The sequence below is a fragment of the Pseudomonas synxantha BG33R genome, assembly GCF_000263715.2.
GTDB classification, from domain to species: Bacteria; Pseudomonadota; Gammaproteobacteria; order Pseudomonadales; family Pseudomonadaceae; genus Aquipseudomonas; species Aquipseudomonas synxantha_A.
Genome location: NZ_CM001514.1, coordinates 3202744 through 3223662, shown reverse-complemented (window position 1 = coordinate 3223662; position 20919 = coordinate 3202744). Strand labels below are relative to the sequence as shown.

Here is a 20919-nt window from a genome sequence, read left to right as displayed (position 1 = left end):
AGGGCTTGTGTGGGAGGGGGCTTGCTCCCGATGAGGGTGTGTCAGTAATTAAAACTGTTCTGACCCACCGCTATCGGGAGCAAGCCCCCTCCCACATTGTTCATAGCGCGCTGAGATATCAGGCTTTGGCAGCCATCGCTGTTACTTCAACACGCATTCCGTCCACCGCCAATGCAGCAACACCCACCGCAGCCCGCACCGGCCATGGCTTGGCAAAAAAGCGCTTGTAGACTTCATTGAACGCAGCGCGGTCGGCCATATCGGTGAGGTAGATGGTCAGGTGCATCACCCGGTCCATGGAACTGCCGGCTTTTTCCAGCGCGACTTTGAGCGCTTGCAGGGTGCATTCGCTTTGCAGGGTGATGTCGCCCAGCTCCAGGCTGCCGTCGGAGTGGGTCGGGATTTGGGTCGAGACCAGAATACCGTTGAAACCGATCACGTCAGATGAGATGGAGTCGGCGTCCGGGTCGGGGGTATAGGACAGGTCGTGGTTGGCCATGGGCACCTCGTGTTGGCAGGAACAGAAAGGCGCCATGGTCCGCGAAAAAAACGCTTGGGGCAAATCAGCGGGTTGTCTGAAAATTACTCCTTCACATCCATGAACTCTTCAGCCCACGCCACATAGCTCTCCGGCAACGTGTAGGTGTGGGTCAGTTCCGTGGCGCTGAGATTGGACGTGCTATGGGTAAGCTGGCGTTGCGCACGCAGGCTGTCGTAGGTGGCCTTGATCGCGGCGAAGTAGGCGCCATGCCCGGCTACGACGATGCGCACGCCCAGGCTGGCCAGGCGCTCGCTGTCATGCAGTTGCGGGTTGCCGTAGGTCACCAGCATCAACGGCACGCTGAGGTTCTCGGCGATTTGCTCCAGGTGCTCGAAGTCTTTGACGCCAACCATGCAGATACCATCGGCGCCGGCCTTTTCGTAGGCTTTGGTGCGGGCGATAACATCGGCGGTGGGCAACACGCCGGCGTTGGTGCGGGCAATGATCGACAATGCGGGGTCGACGCGCGCCTCAATGGCTGCCTTGACCTTGCCGATGCCTTCTTCTACCGAGATCAAATCGGTGGACTTGCGCCCGAACTGCGCCGGCAGCAGGGTATCTTCAATGGTCAGCGCGGCAACACCGGCGCGTTCCAGTTCCTCGACGGTACGCATCACGTTCAGCGCATTACCGTAGCCGTGGTCGGCGTCGGCAATGAAGGGCAACTGGGCGACACGGCCAATGCGGGTGGCTTGCTCAACAAACTCACTCAGGGTAATCAACGCGAAATCGGGGGCCGCCAGCACCTGCAGGGAGGCGACTGAACCGCCCAGGATCCCGACTTCAAAACCCAGGTCGGCCGCGATGCGGGCAGACATGGGGTCGAATACGGAGGCGGTTTCAACGCAGATAGGCGTTGCCAGCAGGTCACGGAAGTTACGGCGTAGCGCTGAGTGAGAAATCTTGGGCATGTTCTTTCCTGGCTTTGGTCATCGTCAAGTGACGATCAATGTCTATTCGTGGTGCCGGGAGATTACCACGCAGACGGGCAGGGGATTATGACGTTTGAGCGGGGCCGTGCTATTGAGCGACGGCGCTGTATGACTGGCCCAGGTCGCGGGCCCAGCCGTCGAGCACTTCTTTTACGTTGTCGGCGGTCATCACTTGCTTGTCGTTATCCAGGGGAATGCCGGTGCCCTCGCTCACGATGGCAGCCACCACATCGCCGGTCGAGCCGTCTTCGAGGGACAGTTGCGTGGCGATCTCGCTGTCCTGGTCGCGGATGCCGGCGGCGGTGCTCACGCCCGCTGCGACCAGGGTGATCGGCAGCCATTCATACAGGCGCAAGCCTTGGGGGCTGGTGGCGATCCGGGTAATGGCGGGGCGTACCGTAAGCGTGTCGGGCCCGGGCTTTGCGGCCAGATACATGTGTTTGCCAAGCTCCGACCGCAGTACCAGGTCGTAATATCCGGTGACGTGGAAGAGGGTGCTTTGCGGTATCTGGGCGCTGGGTTCAACGGCCGGGAAAAACTGGCTGGGCGCCAGGTACACCTGCTTGTATCGGCCACGCTTCAAGGCCGGACTGACCCAACTCAGCACGGTCTGGCCCGAAGCACTCTGGTGTTCTTTAAGCAGGCTGTAATCGTGAAGAAAACCCGCGTCTTCGGGCTCGATACGGTTGCTGCTGCAGGCCGCCAGGCTCAAGGAGGCCGCCATCAATAACGGCAGTGAACGTTTGCAGGTCATTAGTGGGCTGCCTGTTCGTTCGGGTTGTCATGAGAGCATTCGATGTGCAACTGCCCATGGGTCATGATCCAATGGACAAGCTCGGCGATGGGGATGGAGTGGGCATACTCGACCCAGCGCCCGGCGTCAGGGCTGTAATGTTCGAAGTAGCGGCGCAATACGATGCGGTCCTGGTCCGCCGTCAGGCCCAGGCAGGACTCCTGGAACAGCATGGGGCTGTCCTGTGCGAGGGACGATGTGCGCTGGCTCAGCACCAGGGGCCGCCCGGTGTCCTGTGCCTGCTCTGTATACCTGCTGCTGGAAACCTTCATGAACGTCGCCTTGAATGGAAGGCGTGCAGGATGCCCGACGGTTTTTTCCCGAAGATGTCCGGGTTGTGTCCGTGGCGAAGGAATGTTGCTCGATTGAAATAAATGACCCCGGCGCCGGAATGGTTTTAGATGTTTTCCTTTTTTGCCAGGGGGCCTGGGAACGTGAGCAGACTGCTGATCGTCGACGACGACGGAGAAATTCTGGCATTGCTGAAGAAGTTCTTCGTGCAGCACGCCTACGAGGTCGACGTGGCTGCCGACGGAGAAGCCATGTGGGCAGCCATCGCCCGGCAGCGGCCAGACACCATTATCCTGGACCTCATGCTGCCCGGTGAAGGCGGCCTTAGCCTGTGCCAGAAAGTCCGGGCGCAGATGGGCATTCCAATCATCATGCTCACGGCCATGGGCGAGCTCAGTGATCGCATCGTCGGCCTGGAGCTTGGCGCCGACGACTATCTGACCAAACCGTTTGCCCCCCGCGAATTGCTGGCCCGTCTGCGTGCGGTGCAACGGCGGGCGGGGCAGCCCGTCGGCGCTGCCAGTGAGCATTCCCGGCCAATCATCGCGTTCTCCGGTTGGCATCTGGATATTACCTGCCGCGAGCTGCGCTCTCCCGAGGGCGTGATGATTCCGCTGTCCGGTGGCGAATTCGACTTGCTGGTGGTGTTTCTTGAGCATCCTCAGCGCATCCTCACCCGCGACCAATTGATCGACCTGACCCACGGCCGGGGCCACGACGCCTTCGACCGCAGCATTGACGTGCAGGTCAGCCGGCTGCGGCGCAAGATCGAGCCCGATTGCAAACGCCCGGACCTGATCCGCACGGTACGCAATGGCGGCTATCTGTTCACCGCCCCGGTCACCCGGTCATGATCCGCGGCCTGTTGCATCGCGACACCCTGAACCGGCGCATCGCCCTGACCATTCTCGCCGCGATGCTTGCTTCACTGGCGCTTAATGCCTTGTTCGTCCAGGTTGCCGGGGTCTGGGCGCGCCCGCCGATCGAGCGCACAGGGTTGCTGGAGCAGATGGGCGCCACCACCAAAGTCATCGAAGCCGCGCCTGCAACGCTGCGTCCGCAACTGGCGGCAGCGGCCAGCGATGCCCGCCTGCATGTGGCCTGGCATAACGACCCTGCGGATTTCGGCCTTCCCGACGGCAACACGGCGCTTCAAACGGGCGAAGTCCCGGGGATACAAGCACTGTTTGGCACTGGGCGACAAATTCAGGTGTTCAGCCCCGACGATTGGCCGCGTGGCAGCCCCGAGGCGCACTATGTTGCGCTCGTGCAGTTGCTCGATGGCAGCTGGTTGTCATTCGTCCCGCCTGAACGCACGTGGGGGCTGAGCGCACCCACGCGCATCGCGGTGATCATCACCCTGGGGTTGATCGCGACCTTGTTGGTGGCCTGGCTCGCGACCCGGCAATTGGCCCAACCGTTGCAGCGTTTCGCCAGTGCCGCCAGGCGTTTTGGTGGTGATTTGCGTGCTCCGCCCATCGACAGCGAAGGCCCCCACGAAATACGCCAGGCCATCATCGCCTTCAACACCATGCAGGCGCAGATCCAGCATTTCATCGGCGAACGCACCCATATGCTCGCGGCGATTTCCCACGACTTGCGCGCGCCTTTGACGCGGATTCGCCTGCGTTGCGAGTTCATGGAGGATCTGGACCATCAGCACAAACTGATTCGCGATGTCGAGGAAATGCAGTCGATGATCAACACTGCGCTGGCGTTCTTTCGCGACGATACGGTGCTGGAGCAACGCACTGCATTCGATCTGTCGGAGCTGCTGCAAACCATCATCGATGATTATCGCGACCAGCATTTTGCGGTGGATTTCATTGGGCCGTCCCACCTGGTCTATCACGGACGCCCACTGGGACTTAAGCGGGTGATGGTCAACCTGCTGGAGAACGCCGCCAAATATGCGCGGCACCCTGGCATCTCTCTGAGTGGGGACGGTCAGCGCATCTGCATTGAGGTTCATGACCAGGGGCCGGGGATTCCCGAGGCTGACCTTGAGCGCGTATTTGATCCATTCTTTCGCCTCGAAACCTCGCGCAATCGTAATACCGGTGGCGTGGGTCTCGGGCTTTCAGCAGCGCGCGCCATTGTGCGCGAGCAGGGCGGCGAACTGACGCTAAGCAACCGTCTGCGTGGCTCAGGCTTGGTGGCGCGGGTCGAGCTGCCTCGATAGCCTGATGCGGTGCGCGCATTATTTGCGCATTACGTTATGCGTTATAGGTATTTTACACGCGCCTCTTATAACCGCATCGTATCGATCCTTACAAATATTGCCGAGACCGCACGCGCGGATCGACTTGACTGCCTCACACGGCATCTGGAGACGAGCGTGCGTTACCTGACAACACTGGCGGCCGGGTTGGCCGCCACCCTGCTAAGCCTGACGGCACAGGCACAAACCCTGGTCGTGGGTGACCAGAGCTATAACGCCCAAGCGGTGATGGAAGCGGCGGGGGTGCTGGATGATCTGCCCTATACCCTGGAATGGAAGCAATTCACCGCCGGGTCACCGGTGGCCGAAGCGCTCAACGTCGGCAGCCTGGATATCGGCCTGCTGGGCGATGCGCCGGTATTGTTCCTGGGCGCATTGGGCGCACCGATCAAGGTGATTGCCGTCAGCCGCCAGAATCTTGCGGGCGTGGCGATCCTGGTGAAAAAGGATTCGTCGATCCACAGCCTGGCCGATCTTGCGGGCAAGCGTGCGGCCATCTGGAAGGGCTCCTGGAGCCAGCAACTGCTGCTGACTGCATTGGATAAAGCCGGGGTTGCACGGGACTCTCTGGAGTTGCGCTACCTCAGCGCGCTGGATGCGTCCCATGCGCTGGAGGGCGGCGCGGTTGACGTCATCGCCACCTGGGAGCCGTATGTCACGCAACAGGAACGCCAGGGTGCGCGAGTGCTGGCGACCGCCGAGGGGTTGATCCCGGCGCAGAGTTTTATCGCCGCCAACGCCAATGCGGTAGAGGCCAAGCGTGAGCCTATCAGCGACTTTCTCCAGCGGCTGAAAAAAGCCCGTGACTGGGCTCGCCAAAACCCGACCAACGCCGATGCCTATGCCGATGCCTGGGCCAAGCGCACCCGTGCCGACGCCGACATCGCCCGTGTGTGGTTTGCTCGGGCGCGCACCACCGTCGAGCCACTGACCGCCCAGGCGCCTGTGGAGGCGCAAAAGACCGTGGACTTTTTCGCCAGCCAGGGCCTGATCAAGGCTTACCCGGCCGCCCAACTGTTTGACCCGTCCTTCGCGGCGTCCTTGCAGCCAGCCGTCGCCACCCGCCAGCCCTGAAGGTTCTTGTCATGACTAAAAGACAGCTCAAACTGGGCGCCCTGACCATGGGCAGCGGTGGCCCGGGCCGCCATAACCTGTGGCTCGACCCGCAACTGCCGGCCGATGCCAGCGTCAACGTCGATTGGTACATCGAAATTGCGCGCCAGGCCGAGGCGGCGCTGTTCGACTTGATGTTTATCGTCGACAGCCAATTTATCACCCCCGGCTCGCCATCCCATTACCTCAATCGCCTGGAGCCGCTGACACTGTTATCGGCGCTGGCGGTGAGTACCCGGCATATCGGCCTGGTTGGCACGCTGACCACCTCCTACAACTCGCCGTATAACGTGGCGCGGCGCCTGGCGTCCCTGGATTTGATCAGCAAAGGCCGCGCCGGCTGGAACGTGGTCACCTGCGGTGATGCTGGCACCGCAGGCAATTACAGCCGCGATGAACATTATGACTACGCTACCCGCTATGGCCGCGCCGCCGAACACGTCCAGGTGGTGCAGGGGTTGTGGAACTCTTACGAAGACGATGCGTTTGTGCGCGACCGCGCTACCGGCCAGTTTCTCGACCCCAGCAAGCTGCACAGCCTGAACCACCAGGGCGAACATTTTCGCGTGGTCGGCCCGCTGAATATCCAACGCTCACCCCAGGGCCAACCGGTGATCTTTCAGGCCGGTGATTCCGAGCCAGGCCGCGATCTGGGCGCCGCCACGGCGGACGTGATCTTCACCCATGCGGCCAGCATCGAGCAGGGTCAGGCGTTTTACCGGGATATCAAGGGCAGGGCGGCACAAAGAGGGCGCGATCCGGAGCAGTTATTGATCATGCCCGGTGCGGAAGTCTATGTGGGTGACACTGATGCACAGGCCCGGGAAATCGAGCAGCACTACCATCAACTCGACCATAGTTTTGAACTGGCGCTCAAGGAGTTCGGGCGTAATTTCGGCTGGCATGATTTCAGCCAGTACGACCTGGATGCGCCATTCCCGCAAGAGAGCCTGGAAGCGGCGCGCAGCAGTTTTTTCACCAATGCCAAACGCATTGCCGATCAGGCGCGGGAGAAGGGTTTCACCTTGCGCCAGGCCATTGAGTTTGGTCGGCAACTGCGTCCTGGCGCCTTCGTGGGTAGCGCCGATACGGTGACGCAGAAAATGGCTGACTGGCTCCAGGCGCGGGCTGTGGACGGGTTCAATATCTACATCGGCCACCCCGGGCAGTTCGATCGATTCACCCGGGAGGTGATTCCGTTGTTGCAGGAACGCGGGGTTTATCGCACAGAGTATGAAGGCTCGACTTTGCGCGAAAGCCTGGGGTTGGCAGTTCCCAGGTTTAAATGAGAAGAATAATAGCAAAGTAAACAGCTATTTATTTGCGACGCTTCGATTTACTTTCGGCCACAGCCGCCTCCAAGGCCGCTGAGAGATCGTTTAGGTCTTTATAGAACGGTGCTGGAGTTGTATGTGGCTGTTCCGTTTTAAACATGATTATTGGATTGTTTTCGAAGTGAATCTTCATTGGTAGCTCGCTGACTAATCGAACGGAAAGCGTATGCAAATAAAGAAGTGCGTCATCCAGCGTCATGATTAATTGCTCGCTATATTCGTAAAGTCTTAAAAGGCTCGTATGACTATGAATGCCGACGAGCTCTCCTAGGGTTGGGCTTTGTCTCCCCCTGGTCTTTGCAAGATAGGTGTCGAGTTGTTTTGCAAACGGTTGAACCATATCATTTCGCTCTTGAAAGCTTGAATGAATAGCGGCGTACTTTTTCTCGGCAATCAACATTTTTGTAAGTAAATCGCCCATGCCCTCTTTGATGAAGATTTGATTGAGCGCATCCGCTGCATTTTCGGCATTCGGGAAAAGCCCTTGAGTTCTTGGTATATGCATGAATCGCAGTTCTTTGTCTTGATGCGGTGTCACGAGTTGATGCTTAAGAACCCAAAGATCATTGTATTTCATTGAAAGAATCGAAACGCCTTTGTTGTACGCATTGATAGCGGCTATTTTTTCCTTTCGTCGCTCTGCGTGGGACTGAATACCATAAGTCGCAAAAGCACCTAGTAATGCACCACCAAAACCCGCCGCCACGGGGCCCAGTATATCCTTGAAGATACTGGATACACTTGTAGGGAAGGGTGAGTAGGTTTCTGGGAATGCAGAAAGCAATGAAAAAAAAGAAAAAATTGATACGACTATACCTACTGTAACGCCAATCCAGAATAATGGATTCATAGCTTACAGTTGCCAAGAAATAGAATGAGAGTGCAACATGAATCTTTTTGACCCTGTTCCCCTGCGAGGGTTTCGATCATCGGTTTCAAGCATATGGCAAAGTACATTCGTGTCCTTTCGGGCCGTCCAACCCAATACAGTAGAGGCAATTTGCCGCTATTATGCCTGTTCACAGCACTCGAATCCATGACATGATTTGCATCTCGCATGTATGGTCCCATTGCTGAATGCAAAACGACTCCAGCGACCAGCTTAATGAATGGTGTCATGTCCAACATAAGGCTTGAATTTATGTACATATCGAGTAATTTATTGAAGCTTGTCTATCCGCCCATCTCAAATCAGTTTGCACAGTTGTTATGGGAAGATGCGGAGGTCAGGCAGTTTGTAAAAAAAAGCAAGTTATATATGCTTGCTCAACGCCATGCGCTTGAATTTGATAACCGCCGAATCGACCGTGAGCACGCTCGATTCTATTTTGATCTGGTTTGCGGCAAAATCAAAAGAAAAAACTTGAGCGTAAATCTTGCATACTTGATAGGCGACTATCAAGAAGAAGTAGTTATAGATTGGGGCGCCCAAGCAATAAAAATCTCTACCGAACATGCTCACAACAATAAAGAATCAATACTTTATTGGGCGACTACCGATAAAATGCTATACGATTTTTGGAGAGGCAGGATCGATATAGTAGGTTTGAGCAATGCTTTGCAATTCACTGATTTTAATCTGTATTATGTGGGGATATCAAAGGAGGGCGACAGCTTCTCCAGGCTTTTCGCTAATGGGCATAAAAGCAGGGCTGAAATACTTTCACGTGAAACTCAATACAGCCCAACGGCCAGACTGACAGATGAGCTTTATATATTTCTTTTTGATATTGATGACTTTGCAGTCAAAGAATTGACAGAGAGCGACTTCGAGCTGCCTGGGTTTATCGATAAAAAAATCTTAGCCGCCGATGCAGAAAAAGCGTTCGTGAAAATTTTACAATCAAAGTACAACATTGTTAAATATCAATCATACCCTAAAGGCAAGGATGGATTGTACGGTTCTGGATTAACGTCTTACTCTTATCAAATTGATGAGGATATTACATTTTTTACGGCAACTCATAAAATAAGGGGGTGCTATAACTCTCCCTGGCGGGTTGAACAACCCATTGATGTCATTCACGTCGAAGGAGAACGGGTAAAAGTGGTTTCGGCAGATGCTAACGATGATCCCCATTCCGCATAACTGCTGTGCAGCGCCAGGGATTACTCCGCCCGTAAGCGATGCCTATAGTTCATTCACTTACCGCAGCGCCTTCAAAAGCGCAGCGGGCTCCGGCCCCCCCAGACTGAGGTGAGACTGATGAACGAATTCAACCCTGCGCCGACGGATATAAACCAAGTGGACGCCGAGTACTTCGAGTACAGCAAGGCGGCCAACCCCATCAGTGCCAACCTTATTGCGCGCATTCCCTACCACAGCTTTCCCGCCTCGTTATACGACAGTGGCCCTTCACGCGTGGTACCGCTGGACCTCAGTGACGCCTTGGGCTGCGAAGGCCCTGCGACAGGCCCCGGGCTGTGCGCGAACTTCATGCGCCTTAACCGTGGCGACACGCTGACCCTGCAACCCAATGCGACGTCCCAGGTGTTCTACGTGATCGCAGGCGAGGGCAGCGTGGTTCAGAGCGAACATGAGATTCAATGGTCAAAAGGTTGTTTTATGGCCTTGCCTGGCTTGCAGGCAGCACACTTCAGCGCCCGCCAGGATGCCCGTCTTTACTACGTGCACGATGAACCGTTATTGCGTTACCTGGGGGTGGCAGGCAGCGCAGACCGCTTCGCGCCGACGTTGTACCCCGCAGAACTGGCTAACGCCAAGCTGCGTGAAGCGGCCGACGATCCTCGTGCGCAAGACCGCAGCCGCATCAGCATTTTGCTGGGCAACCGCAACTTCCCCCAGACGCGCACCGTGACCCACGTGCTGTGGGCCATGTATGGGATCCTGCCGGCAGGCTCGGTACAGAAACCTCACCGGCATCAGTCGATTGCGCTGGACTTCATCATTGATTGCCCGCCGGGCTGTTACTCGCTGGTGGGCACCGAGTTGGACGCGGACGGGCAGATCCGCAATCCGCAGCGGGTGGACTGGTCGCCTGGCCTGGCATTTGTCACGCCGCCGGGGTACTGGCACGCGCACTTCAATGAATCGGACACCGAGGCGTTCCTGATTCCGATTCAGGACGCAGGGCTGCAAACCTATCTGCGCTCGCTGGATATTCGCTTCAGTTGAGTGATGTCCACTCAGGCGTCTGGCCCAGTCGCTCAACGATAAAGTCGATAAAACACCTGACCTTGGACGACACTATGCGCTTGGGCGGGTAGACAAACCACACGGCGAAGTCGCGCTCGACATCGCGTATTCGCCATTGCGGCAGCCACACGAGCAACTCGCCGGCCTGGATGCTCTGGGCGACCAACCAATCCGGCAAAAGGGCAAAGCCCAGCCCCTGGCGAGCGGCGATCAGTTGTGCGTCGAGATCATTTATCCGAATGCAGCCGTTGTGCAGCAGCGGTGATACCTGATCGCCGCAGACAAAGCTGATAGCGCCCGTAGGCAGCGTACCCAACACCGCAGGCAAACCGGCGAGGTCGGCGGGGGTTGAGGGTGCAGGGTGCTGCCTGGCAAAAGCCGGGCTGACCACCACGCGGTAGTGGCCGTCGCAGAGTTTGCGGGCCTTGAGCGTCGAATCGGCCAGCGCGCCAATGCGTATGGCTAGATCGACGCCGGCATGAATCAGGTTGACCTGAGCATTATCCAATACCAATTCCACACTGATTTGCGGGTAGCGCGCGCAAAAGTCCTTCAAGGCTGGAAGGATGTGATGGCGGGCGAATGCCGGCGGCAGGTTGAGCTTCAACAAGCCCCTGGGCTGCTGGTTCAACGCAGACGTCGCCGCCTTGGCGTGTTCCAGTTCATCCAGCACCCTGCGGGCGTGCATCAGGAAGGTCTGGCCGCCTTCGGTCAGGTGCAAGGTGCGCGTGGAGCGGTTGAACAACGCGATACCCAGGTCTTGCTCAAGATCCTTTATATAGCGTGAAACCGTGGACGCCTTGATCCCCAAACGCTCGGCTGCGCGGGAGAAGTTATTGCCTTCGGCAGCTTCGACGAAGGCGGTGAGGGCACTGAAATAGTCCAAGGACAGCCTCGGGGCAGGGCAGGAAAGTTGGCAGGTTGTTGAAGTTTGCAGGGCGCTGTCAACTCGAAACTATCGTCATTTGCTGGCACAAGCTTGATCCTGGTCAGGTAACGCTGCTGCCACGCTCTATAACCTTGACCTTCCATCAAAGGCCAGGGACGGCTCAAGGAGCACCTCTGGTCGCCCAATCTCAAGGAAGAGTCAGCCATGCGATCATTGAAGATCCTGTTGTTATCCTCGGCATTCAACGGTTTGACCCAGCGGGCCTGGCTGGATTTGCGCCAGGCGGGTCACGACCCCAGCGTTGTGGTATTCACCGATGAAACCACGGTGTGTCGCCAGATCGAGGCGTCAGGCGCCGACCTGGTGATCTGCCCATTCCTGAAGGACCGTGTACCACAGCAGCTATGGAGCCACCCGCAGCGCCCGGTGGTGATCATCCATCCCGGCATCGTCGGCGACCGTGGCGCCAGCGCACTGGACTGGGCCATCACCCAGCAGGTCAGGCGCTGGGGCGTCACGGCCCTGCAGGCCGTGGAGGAAATGGACGCCGGGCCGATCTGGTCGACCTGTGAATTCGATATGCCCGCCGATGTGCGCAAATCCGAGCTGTACAACGGCCCGGTGAGTGACGCGGCGATCGTCTGCATCCGCGACGTGGTGGAAAAATTCGCCAATGGCTTCGTCCCGGATCCCCTCGACTACACGCAACCCAGCGTTATCGGGCGGTTGCAGCCGAACATGACCCAGGCTGACCGCACCTTCAGTTGGTTCGATTGCGCAAGCTTCATCAAGCGCAGCATCGACGCCGCCGACGGCCAGCCCGGTGTGTTGGCAAGCCTGCTGGGTGGGCAATATTACCTGTACGACGCGCACTTGGACTCACGCCAGGGCACCCCGGGAGATATCCTCGCGGTACAGGACGACGCCGTGTTGGTGGCAGCTGGGGATCACAGCCTGTGGATCGGCTCGCTCAAACGCAAGGCCCAGCCAGGGGAGGAGACCTTCAAGCTGCCGGCTCGCCATGTCTTGGCTGAACAACTGGCTGACATTCCGGTGTTGAACAGCTCGATCGCGCAACAAAGCTTCAATGCACTGGCCTATCAACCGATTCGCTACCGGGAGGCCGGTCACGTCGGCGAACTGACATTCGAGTTCTACAACGGCGCCATGAGCACCGAACAATGCCAACGGCTGGTGGCAGCATTGCGCTGGGCCAAGGCGCGAGCCACCCAAGTGTTGTTGATCAAGGGCGGGCGCGGGAGCTTTTCCAATGGCGTACACCTCAATGTCATCCAGGCCGCCAAAGTGCCGGGGCTGGAAGCCTGGGCCAATATTCAAGCCATCGACGATGTGTGCCGGGAGCTGCTAACCGCCAGGCAACTGGTAATCAGCGGCCTGACCGGCAGTGCGGGCGCAGGCGGCGTGATGCTCGCGCTGGCCGCTGACATTGTATTGGTCCGTGAGGGGGTAGTGCTCAACCCGCATTACAAAACCATGGGGCTCTATGGCTCCGAATACTGGACCTACAGCCTGCCACGGGCCGTCGGCAGTGAGGTGGCGCACAAGCTCACCGAAGAATGCCTGCCCGTCAGTGCCGTCCAGGCCTTGCAGTACGGCATGGTTCAGGACATCGGCCCACGCTGCCTACACGCCTTTGATCTGTGGCTCTCTCAACAGGCCCAAAGCGCGCTGACCGATGAGAAGTACCTGTACGCACGCACCCGTAAAGCCACGCTGGATAGTCAGCAGGTTGAACGTTGCCGCGAACATGAGCTGGTACAGATGCAGTTGGATATGATGCAAAACCGCCAACAGTTTGCCGAAAAGTGCCGCAACTTCGTGTTTAAACGCAAAACCTGCCGGACCCCGCAGCGCTTGATCGCGCCCTGGGCGGTGACGTACGAGGCCGAAGTCCCGGAATGCTGAATGGCTGACCGATCCTCTACGGTCGACGCGGGGAGGGTACAGCCTCGCATTGGGCAATAGGGTTCCCCATAATGGAGGCCAATTCGCCCAAACGCTCAGACCAGAGGCCCCATGGAACTGCACAACCTCAACGATAACGCAGCGCTCGTATGAATCGTGCGCTGTTTATTTCGTTGGATGGGCCCAAGGGCACCGGCAAAACCACGCTGTTGGAGGCCGTCACGGCAGCATTGAGGGCTGATAACAAGAAGGTGGTCCGATTGTGCGAACGCAAAAGCGATCCCTATCGAGCGCAAACGATGGCTCTGGTTAACAAATTCGCCAGAGACCCCAGCCGGGATCTGGAACTTGAGGTGTGTGAACGCTTTGCTGACAGCCGCAGTTGGATTACCCGGCACGTACTGGCTGCACAGCCACCTGACAGCATCATCCTGATGGATCGCTGGTACCCGTCCGATGCGGCGTTTCGGCGGTTGATACCGTTTACAGACATTCTTGCGCTGAACCTTGATCGACAGGTGCAAGTGCCGGATCTGCATGTGGGGGTTGTCACCTCAGCGCAAATATCCTGGGCGAGGGCAGCGACACGACGGCGCGGGTTGAGCAGTACGGTGATGCATAAGCTGGAGGAGCAGGTTGTGTGTACAGAGGCGTTTGAGCGGGCGGTTGTGGGGCAGGGGTGGGTGATGTGTCGCAATGAAGGGACGATTGAGGAGGCGATGAGGCGGGTGGTTTCTGCGATCTATACTTATTGTTTTTAAAAGTTTTACCTTGGTCAGCGCTATGACCGATATGCGTGAAGGCTCACCTTTAATCAGGTCATCGCAGGCAGATGATTTGTGACAAAGTTTTGCAAATAGCACAAAACCGTACCTGTGTCGCTACTCAATCCACTTTTGTTTATTGAAAAATCGGCTTCCTCCGCTATGTTCATTCATGCGAGGACGCCGTTACGCTTTCGACGTGCTTGGATAAACAGCCAGACAAGGAGCAAGTCATGAACCAGAAGATCCAGCAAGATGCAGTAGCCGCACCCGCTCATCAAGACGGCGAGAAAGTGCTGTTCAGCAAGGAGGAATTGCAGGTCTTGAGCGACGCCATCAAGAAGTCCAAAACCGGAGCTTCGCAAACCAAGGCGGCGAGCTGCGCATACCACCGTTGAGCTGACCCAGAAAAAGTAAGAAAGGACTTTCTTGCTTTTTCTCCTTTTGGGTGCTGAGCATTCAATTGTCAACCAGGGAGGTGGGCATGAGAGCGATCTTTATCGGCCATCAAACATGGCTTGTGGAACACGGAAGTACCAGGATCCTGATTGACCCGCTGTTATGTGAAGACTTCGGCCTGGTCGACGCGCACCGGATCGAGATCTATCCGCCGAGGGTTGTTGATGCCACGGCACTATCCGATATAGACCTGATTTTTCTCAGTCATGAGCATTCCGATCATTTCGATATCCATTCGCTGAATCTGTTGCCACGTTCCGCCCGGTTTGTCGTGGGAGCGACCATCGTCGAACCGGTCAAGCAATGCATCCGCGACCTTGGGTTCACCCTTACGCAAGTCTGCGACACCGAGCCGATGCTGATCGGTGACTTGAGCCTGCGCTTCTATCCGGCAGATCCCAAGACTGCCTTCTGGGAAAGTCGGGTTACCCAGGTGCATATCGAGGAGGCCGAGCAGCCAAGCAATGGCATCTTCATTGCCGTGGACGCCCTGGTGTCCGAGGTGTTCAAGACCGATATCGTCGAAGGTCGACTGGCACCGCCCAAACTTGTCATTGTCTCGAACAACTCCAGGGTGTCACCTCCGGGAGCTTTTCAGTCCCTGGAAAACTGGGGCAAGAACGCGAGTGACGGCAACCGTAAGGTCGGTCCGCTGGGGATCGGTGTGCTGAGCGCTGTGCTGACCAGCTACATGGACGATTTTCCGGTGCAACCCGCAAACATAGCTCTTTGCGGCGGCGGGTTCATCAAGCGTATGGGAGAGTTCGCCGCTTTCCCCTTTTCCGACCAGCCGACATTGAGCAGATTGGCTAATCGGCTCAGCCTGGACACCAATATTGTCGGCCTGCTGCCAGGCGAAGCCTTTGCCCTTGATCCAGATCTCGGCCAGCAGGCGATCATCGACTGGGTCCAGGTAGACAAGGTGCAGCACAACTTGCTGATCGATGAACTGGATCAGTTCATCGAGGCACGCAAGACCGTCGAGGTGGTCGCCTCGGTAAGACCCGACGTGCAGGACGTCGAGGCTTATGAAGAGCTGCTGCAACGCGCGCTGGCCGAGCTGCAACGCCTGGCGAAAAGCCTGATGCTGTTCATTACCGGGCGCAAGGCGTTGGCGATGTCTCACTACAAGGGGCGCAAGCTGGGGCCGAAACGAATCGTTTTCAGTTTTGCCTCGCATGCTCTCGGGCTTCAGGACAGCTATGCGCTGAATCTGATCAGCGGCCAGTTCGAGGCTGAGACGCACAACCAACTCGAATCGCTGGTCGAGCAGTATCCCTTTGGCATATGCCTGCCCCTGGTGGACTTCATCGGCATGGTAGAGGGTGACCTGCAGATCTGGGACATCGTGGGCGTTTCGGTCCAGTCCTGGTTCGAGAGCGGCATCTTCGACGGCTTGATCCCGTTCTTCTACAGCTATTACGGCGAGAACGGCAGCCCTGAGCTATTGGCGAAAATCATCGGGCGCAGCATGCGTAATCTTGAGGTGGGCCCATGAAGCTGACAATGATCGGTCACGAAAGCTGGTCGTTGCAGGCTGGCGATAGTCACGTGTTGGTCGACCCGGTGCTGGGTCCTGGCTTCGGTTCCGATGCCGACCGACAGTTTGCGATAGTCCCGGCGCGCAATGTCGATCTGCAGCGCATGCCTGCGGTGGATGGCATTGTCTTGACTACCGAACACCTGCAGCACTTTCACCCAGCCTCCTTGCGCCGACTGTCGTCGGACTACGGGCATTTGCTTAAGCGCAAGGTGGTCTATGTCCCGGAACTGTTTCCCGGCGCGGCCGAAGCGATAGCCTGCGCCTGCGGTTACGAGGTGCAGCGTGTCAATACCCAGACCTCGTTTGTCATCGGCTCGCTGAGCTTGCGCTTTTACATGCCCGGCACCGAGGTACTGTTCTGGGACAGCCGGGTAGCGTCGCTGCATGTCGAGCACCAGAGCCGCGAGGCGATTTTCATCCAGTCTGATACGCGCATCGCCGACGCCTACTTTGCTGATGTCAATAATGGAGCTATTGCCTGGCCACAGGTCATGGTGATGACCAATAATTTCCAGGGTAGCGGGGCGCAAGGCCCCATCGGCCTGGACAACCTGTTGCCGCTGCCCGACCAGCGCTACACCAGGGTGTCGGGCTTGCGTCTGCTGGACGAAATCGTTCACAAGCCAATGCGCCGACTTGACCAGGTACCGACCTTGATCATCGCGGGCAACGGTTATCGCGATCCCTCAGGCAAGATGCATCACCCCTGGTCGAACCTCGAACTGGCGCAGATCTGCAGCGAACTATCGTTGTTACGGACGGTGTACTCGCTCACACCCGGCGAAAGCTTCGACGTGGCGATGGCACGGCCTGGCGAGCCGGCGGACTGGATCCGCTTGTCCGATGAATACGCCGGGGTCAGTCCGGCGAAAGGGCGATGCCGGACGACGTCGCTCGACAAGCAGCAGATCAAGGCCCATCTCGACGAAATGGCCAGGACATGGCTTATCACCCGCTATGGCCAGGTGCTGATGACGCAGAGCAATTACCTGGGGCGTCCCGTCGGTCCGTGCCGTGCGGTGCTGCAGTTGACCCGGCGCGACGGCGCCGACCAACAGTGGCTGCTGGACGTGTCCAGGGTCGAGTTCGTCCAGGTGCCGGACGAAGGCGCGGGGGCAATAAAGCTTTATCCCTACGGCATCCGTGTCGACCATGACGATTTCTGTCAACTGGTTCTGGGCGAGTTGCAAATATGGGAGCTGCTCAACCTGTCGGCATCGCAGTGGTATGTCTGCGATCGCTATGACAGTCCGCTGGCGTTCTGGCTCGAGTATTACAACGAGCAAGTGGACTATGAACGCGCTCTGCGCAGTTATGAACTGTCCCTGGCGACCGCGCCATGAGCGGGCAAAGAACCTTTGAACATGTGCATCTGGAACTCCTCGAAGCAGCTCAGGTAGAGCAGCACCGCCAGGCGCTTGGCGACCTGTTGGCCGAGCGTTATCAGGTTCTGCTTGTACTCGGCCAGTCGGTCAAGTCCCTGGTCTGCTCCGGCCTGTGCATGGTCTCGGGCGAGCAGGTGGTGATCAAGCGTTACTTTGACGAGGCGGCCTATGCCGCTGAGGCCAGCGGGTATTTGCTGTTCCGTTCGGGTCCGATCGCAGGAATGCGCTATCAGGATTCGCGGCATCAGGTACTGGTGCTGGAAGCTCTCCAGGGTCGTTTGCCGGTTTTGGCCGATCTGCCTGAAGTGATTGCGGCCTATGCAGCGATGCATTCTACGGCCCTGGCTAATTTCCAGCGTGTCATGGGCCACCGCAGTACCCCTGAATTCCTCGATCCTTGTCTGTCTTCCAGCTGTCGTTTTCCCTCGTTTGACCTGCAGGGCATCAGCGTCGGTGACTGCAAGGCGGAGCATCTGCTTGTTACGGTGAATGGCGTGCACATCCTCGACCTGGAGACCTATTCACTGCAGCGCAGCGTGTGGTTCGACATTTTGTCCTTGAGCCGCTTTCTGGGGGCAGGACCATCATGTCCGTGGAGTCTGGAGGAATGGGTGGCCCGCTACTGCGAATGCCGGAAGATTCCCGCGCACTATTACGATCTACAGAAAATCCGAGACTACCTGCAGCGCGTACAGTCCCTGGAGCCGGGTCGGGTGTACTGCGAGGAGGCGCTGTCGTGAAGTGGATGTACTCTTTTACCCCAGAATTGCGCTATCGGACAGCCGCTCGCTCGGAAGGACGAGCGTTCGCCGATGGTTTTTTCGGCTTGGCCTTCAACCTTGCGCCTTGGGCGGTCGGTGCTTATGTACTGGTGTCGCTGTTGCAGTACAGCGTGCCGCTGTTGTTCATCTACACGCTGAGTACGCTGGTGGCTGCCCAAAACAGCGTCGATACCACGCCGGGGGACATCGCGCTCCTGGCGTTCCTGGCCATCAGCGGGTTCTTGCTGGTGGTGAGCGAGCTCAATCTGGAACGCTACATCTCGCTGAGGTTATGCCGCGAATTCGAGCACCTTCTGGCGCGCAAGATGCCCCCCCGCGTAGAGGTCGCTTTGCTGGAGCGGGTGGTTTCCAGGGATTTCAGCGTCATTCTAGAGGGCATCGGCACTAGCGTTAATCTGCTGGCTATCCCGGTTTTTCTTCTGCTTTCCATCCTGATGGCATTTCTGGTTTTCGGTACGGCAGGGTTATGGGCCGTTGCGGTGATCGGTGTGTTTCTGCCGTTCTCGTATCTGCTGTCCAGGCTCTCGGATCGCAACTACCAGCGGATCATGGATATGACCGCGCAGCGCATCGAACAGTGTTCGGCATGGTTGCGCAAAGGCCCGTGGCTCAAACAGTTCGCTGACCGCACGGCCTTGCAGAACATCGAGCGGACACTGACGGGCGAACGCGGCCTGCGCAACCTGGATACGCTGCTGCGCGGCGCTGACAGCTACATCATTGGTTTCGGTCGCTTGATTCCTTTTGTGTTGCTTGGGCTGCTGGGCACCTCAGAATCGGCCACGGTCTGGGACGGGGCGATTTTCTGGCTGAGTATCCCGTTGCTGGCTGCGGTACTTGCGTTGCCCCGCGCTTATGTGAGTTACAAGGCCGTCGGCCGCTCCTTGGAAGCGCTTGATGGCCTGTATCAAAGCACCTCAAGGCAGCCGGTATTGCAGAACGCCGCCGCCGATCAGACCCGCAGCGTGATCGAGTTCGATGTCGACTGGCCGATATGGCCCGCGACACTGGTCGAACTGGTTCCAGGCCCGCTGGAGAGCCAGCGCGAGGACATACAAGCGTTGCTGGGCGCTTTCCTGTTGATACCCGAGTTGGGACAGAGCCCACAGCAAGTTATGCAACTGCCCATCGAGCTCGACGGGAGCAATCTTTCTGCCGGGCAGCGCCTGCGTTTGCAACTGCTGCGCGGAGTGTTTCTGGCTCGTACCCGGAACGGGACCCTAAGTATCGACCACGATTTCTCGGTATTGGACGCCGCGGCTGCCTTGGCAGTCAGAGACGCCTTGGAGCGCCTGCCCTGGGTGAGCTTCAGCCCATCGGCTGCAAGAGCGATCGCGCAGCGCGGGGGCTCGGCGATGGAGGTCGCTGAGAGGACGGCTCCGACGGTGTTGGAAGGCCCCACCGTGCCGGAGCATTTCAGCCTCGGCGATCTCTTCAAGTACTGTCGCTGGGGCGTGCTGATGTTGTTGGTGCCGGCGCTGATGATGAGCTACGCAGCCAACCTGACGCTGCCAGAGTCGGGTTTCTCACCCTGGCAGGTTCTGTTGTATGCCGTAACCGGGGTTGGGGCAGGGGTCGCTGCCGGGCTGTTTATCGAGGACCTGCTGCGCAGCCGCTTTTGCCGCTTGTTCATCGGGGGGCTGCGAGACATCCGGATCACCAGCCTGGCCGATGCGCTGCAGGTGGTTTCTCGCGATGTCACCACGACATTCGAACGCATTGCCTGGTATGCCCACGACATCGCCTGGATCATCGCGCTTTTACTGTGCAATGGCATGGCCTTGTGGATGGGGTTTGGCCTGTTCGGCATCGCCGTGGCGCTGTTGTTCAGCGGGTTGCTGGCGGTTTTGTACCGCCTTTCGATCGACGAGCTTTATAGAACACGGGTGGAGAGCACCAAGGGATTCGACTCCCTGCTGCGCTCGGCCCATGTGGCGTTTTCTATTTCCCGAACCGGCGGCACCGGTTTCGAACGCCTGGGGGACTGGCTGGCACTCACCCAACAGGGCGCGATAGCCGAGGGGCTGAAGCATTTCTATACCACCCGCATGCACAGTGTGATCACCCGCACGATCACCGCCGCCAGTTGCAGTTTGCTCAGCGACCTGGTGATTGTCCTGGTGGTTCTGATGGGCAGCCTCTATCGCACCAGCGATTCAGCTTTTGTGCTGGCAGTCACGGCCTTGTTGTTGGTGCGCTCTGACCTGGCCAACGTATTTCTGGCAATCACGGGGTTTAAATCGCAGTCGGTGTCCGTGACGCGCCTGCAGCATTTTGGCCAGCCCAAAAGTGTGGTGTCCGTGACGATTGTCGGTCAGAGCCTGAACATCGCGTCCTTTGTCGCTCAACGTACCTATCGTGCCCTAAGCCTGGAACGGGGACGGTTATATTCGCTCTCTGGCCATTCCGGCGCTGGCAAAAGCGATTACCTCAAGGGCGTGGCCGGTATCACCAATGTGATCACCGACGAGGCGGGCGCGCCGCAGGCTACGGCATCAACCCGCTATTACCTGGACAGCAATGTCCTGGCGCTGCTCGGTGGTGAGCCTGGGGCAAGCAACTGGCTGGATACCTGGCTGAGCGCGCTGCCAAATGACCGCCATCACCTGTTGCTGCTGGATGAGCCGTTCAGCGCTTTGTGCGCCGAGCAATTGGCGGAGCGTGTAGAAGCGTTGCACCGTTACGTCGAGCGTAGCGGCAACACCCTGGTGCTGGTGGAGCATCGCTGCAGACTGGAACATGACATCGAGCTCAGCGAGCTGGTTCGCTGATTGCCCGCCGCAAGGAAG

The 20919-nt window shown here is 58.2% G+C and carries 19 protein-coding genes; 13 read left to right on the top strand and 6 right to left on the bottom strand.

Annotated elements, in window-relative coordinates:
- Positions 1-118 precede the first annotated feature (118 nt).
- The 4 genes from PSEBG33_RS13155 to PSEBG33_RS13170 all read right to left on the bottom strand — a co-directional run bounded on the left by PSEBG33_RS13155 (position 119) and on the right by PSEBG33_RS13170 (position 2538).
- The gene (locus PSEBG33_RS13155; RefSeq protein WP_005788423.1) at positions 119-499 is read right to left on the bottom strand and encodes a RidA family protein; all 381 of its coding nucleotides are present in this window, start codon (positions 497-499) and stop codon (positions 119-121) included.
- Between the two features lie 83 nt (positions 500-582).
- Positions 583-1452 (bottom strand): isocitrate lyase/PEP mutase family protein, encoded by an 870-nt coding sequence (locus PSEBG33_RS13160; protein ID WP_005788420.1) that lies wholly within the window; start codon positions 1450-1452, stop codon positions 583-585.
- 109 nt (positions 1453-1561) lie between these two features.
- Positions 1562-2227, bottom strand: coding sequence for a DUF3313 domain-containing protein (locus PSEBG33_RS13165; protein WP_005788418.1), 666 nt, complete (start codon positions 2225-2227; stop codon positions 1562-1564).
- A complete protein-coding gene (locus tag PSEBG33_RS13170) occupies positions 2227-2538 on the bottom strand; it encodes a hypothetical protein (RefSeq protein WP_005788417.1) in 312 nt (103 codons plus the stop codon). Before PSEBG33_RS13170 ends, PSEBG33_RS13165 begins: the two co-directional genes overlap by 1 nt.
- 129 nt (positions 2539-2667) lie before the next feature.
- Here PSEBG33_RS13170 and PSEBG33_RS13175 point away from each other — a divergent pair, with 129 nt between their 5' ends.
- The 4 genes from PSEBG33_RS13175 (at position 2668) to PSEBG33_RS13190 (ending at position 7180) form a co-directional block, all read left to right on the top strand.
- Complete coding sequence (locus tag PSEBG33_RS13175; RefSeq protein ID WP_032803547.1) at positions 2668-3411, top strand: response regulator; 744 nt, start codon at positions 2668-2670, stop codon at positions 3409-3411.
- Positions 3408-4739 carry an ATP-binding protein gene (locus tag PSEBG33_RS13180; RefSeq protein ID WP_005788412.1) on the top strand — a complete coding sequence of 444 codons (1332 nt, stop codon included), beginning with the start codon at positions 3408-3410 and terminating at the stop codon, positions 4737-4739. The genes PSEBG33_RS13175 and PSEBG33_RS13180 overlap by 4 nt, the downstream gene beginning before the upstream one ends.
- Positions 4740-4895: 156 nt before the next feature.
- Complete coding sequence (locus PSEBG33_RS13185; protein WP_005788410.1) at positions 4896-5852, top strand: ABC transporter substrate-binding protein; 957 nt, start codon at positions 4896-4898, stop codon at positions 5850-5852.
- Between the two features lie 11 nt (positions 5853-5863).
- The gene (locus PSEBG33_RS13190; protein WP_005788409.1) at positions 5864-7180 is read left to right on the top strand and encodes an LLM class flavin-dependent oxidoreductase; all 1317 of its coding nucleotides are present in this window, start codon (positions 5864-5866) and stop codon (positions 7178-7180) included.
- 28 nt (positions 7181-7208) lie between these two features.
- Here the strand turns inward: PSEBG33_RS13190 and PSEBG33_RS13195 are convergent, their stop codons facing one another.
- The gene (locus PSEBG33_RS13195; RefSeq protein ID WP_005788407.1) at positions 7209-8075 is read right to left on the bottom strand and encodes a hypothetical protein; all 867 of its coding nucleotides are present in this window, start codon (positions 8073-8075) and stop codon (positions 7209-7211) included.
- Positions 8076-8282: 207 nt separating this feature from the next.
- On the opposite strand from PSEBG33_RS13195, the gene PSEBG33_RS28220 reads away from it, so the two are divergent.
- Together PSEBG33_RS28220 and PSEBG33_RS13200 are read left to right on the top strand one after the other, a co-directional pair.
- Positions 8283-9314, top strand: a complete 1032-nt coding sequence (locus tag PSEBG33_RS28220; RefSeq protein WP_005788405.1) for a hypothetical protein — start codon at positions 8283-8285, stop codon at positions 9312-9314.
- A 117-nt stretch (positions 9315-9431) separates the two neighbouring features.
- Complete coding sequence (locus tag PSEBG33_RS13200) at positions 9432-10361, top strand: hypothetical protein (RefSeq protein WP_005788402.1); 930 nt, start codon at positions 9432-9434, stop codon at positions 10359-10361.
- On the opposite strand, the gene PSEBG33_RS13205 is transcribed toward PSEBG33_RS13200, so the two are convergent.
- Positions 10354-11268: a LysR family transcriptional regulator gene (locus PSEBG33_RS13205; RefSeq protein WP_005788400.1), complete on the bottom strand. Its 915-nt coding sequence runs from the start codon at positions 11266-11268 to the stop codon at positions 10354-10356. The two genes, PSEBG33_RS13200 and PSEBG33_RS13205, sit on opposite strands and share 8 nt — an antisense overlap.
- A gap of 207 nt (positions 11269-11475) precedes the next feature.
- On the opposite strand from PSEBG33_RS13205, the gene PSEBG33_RS13210 reads away from it, so the two are divergent.
- The 7 genes from PSEBG33_RS13210 (at position 11476) to PSEBG33_RS13235 (ending at position 20901) form a co-directional block, all read left to right on the top strand.
- Positions 11476-13197, top strand: coding sequence for a hydrogenase maturation protein (locus PSEBG33_RS13210; RefSeq protein WP_005788399.1), 1722 nt, complete (start codon positions 11476-11478; stop codon positions 13195-13197).
- Between the two features lie 149 nt (positions 13198-13346).
- Positions 13347-13958 (top strand): dTMP kinase, encoded by a 612-nt coding sequence (locus tag PSEBG33_RS13215; protein WP_005788397.1) that lies wholly within the window; start codon positions 13347-13349, stop codon positions 13956-13958.
- Between the two features lie 236 nt (positions 13959-14194).
- A complete protein-coding gene (locus tag PSEBG33_RS29355) occupies positions 14195-14359 on the top strand; it encodes a hypothetical protein (protein WP_005788395.1) in 165 nt (54 codons plus the stop codon).
- An 86-nt stretch (positions 14360-14445) separates the two neighbouring features.
- The gene (locus PSEBG33_RS13220) at positions 14446-15918 is read left to right on the top strand and encodes an MBL fold metallo-hydrolase (protein ID WP_005788394.1); all 1473 of its coding nucleotides are present in this window, start codon (positions 14446-14448) and stop codon (positions 15916-15918) included.
- Positions 15915-17306: an MBL fold metallo-hydrolase gene (locus PSEBG33_RS13225; protein WP_005788392.1), complete on the top strand. Its 1392-nt coding sequence runs from the start codon at positions 15915-15917 to the stop codon at positions 17304-17306. Before PSEBG33_RS13220 ends, PSEBG33_RS13225 begins: the two co-directional genes overlap by 4 nt.
- Positions 17303-18088, top strand: coding sequence for a hypothetical protein (locus PSEBG33_RS13230; protein ID WP_005788390.1), 786 nt, complete (start codon positions 17303-17305; stop codon positions 18086-18088). Before PSEBG33_RS13225 ends, PSEBG33_RS13230 begins: the two co-directional genes overlap by 4 nt.
- Positions 18085-20901, top strand: a complete 2817-nt coding sequence (locus PSEBG33_RS13235) for a hypothetical protein (protein ID WP_005788388.1) — start codon at positions 18085-18087, stop codon at positions 20899-20901. The genes PSEBG33_RS13230 and PSEBG33_RS13235 overlap by 4 nt, the downstream gene beginning before the upstream one ends.
- Positions 20902-20919 lie beyond the last annotated feature (18 nt).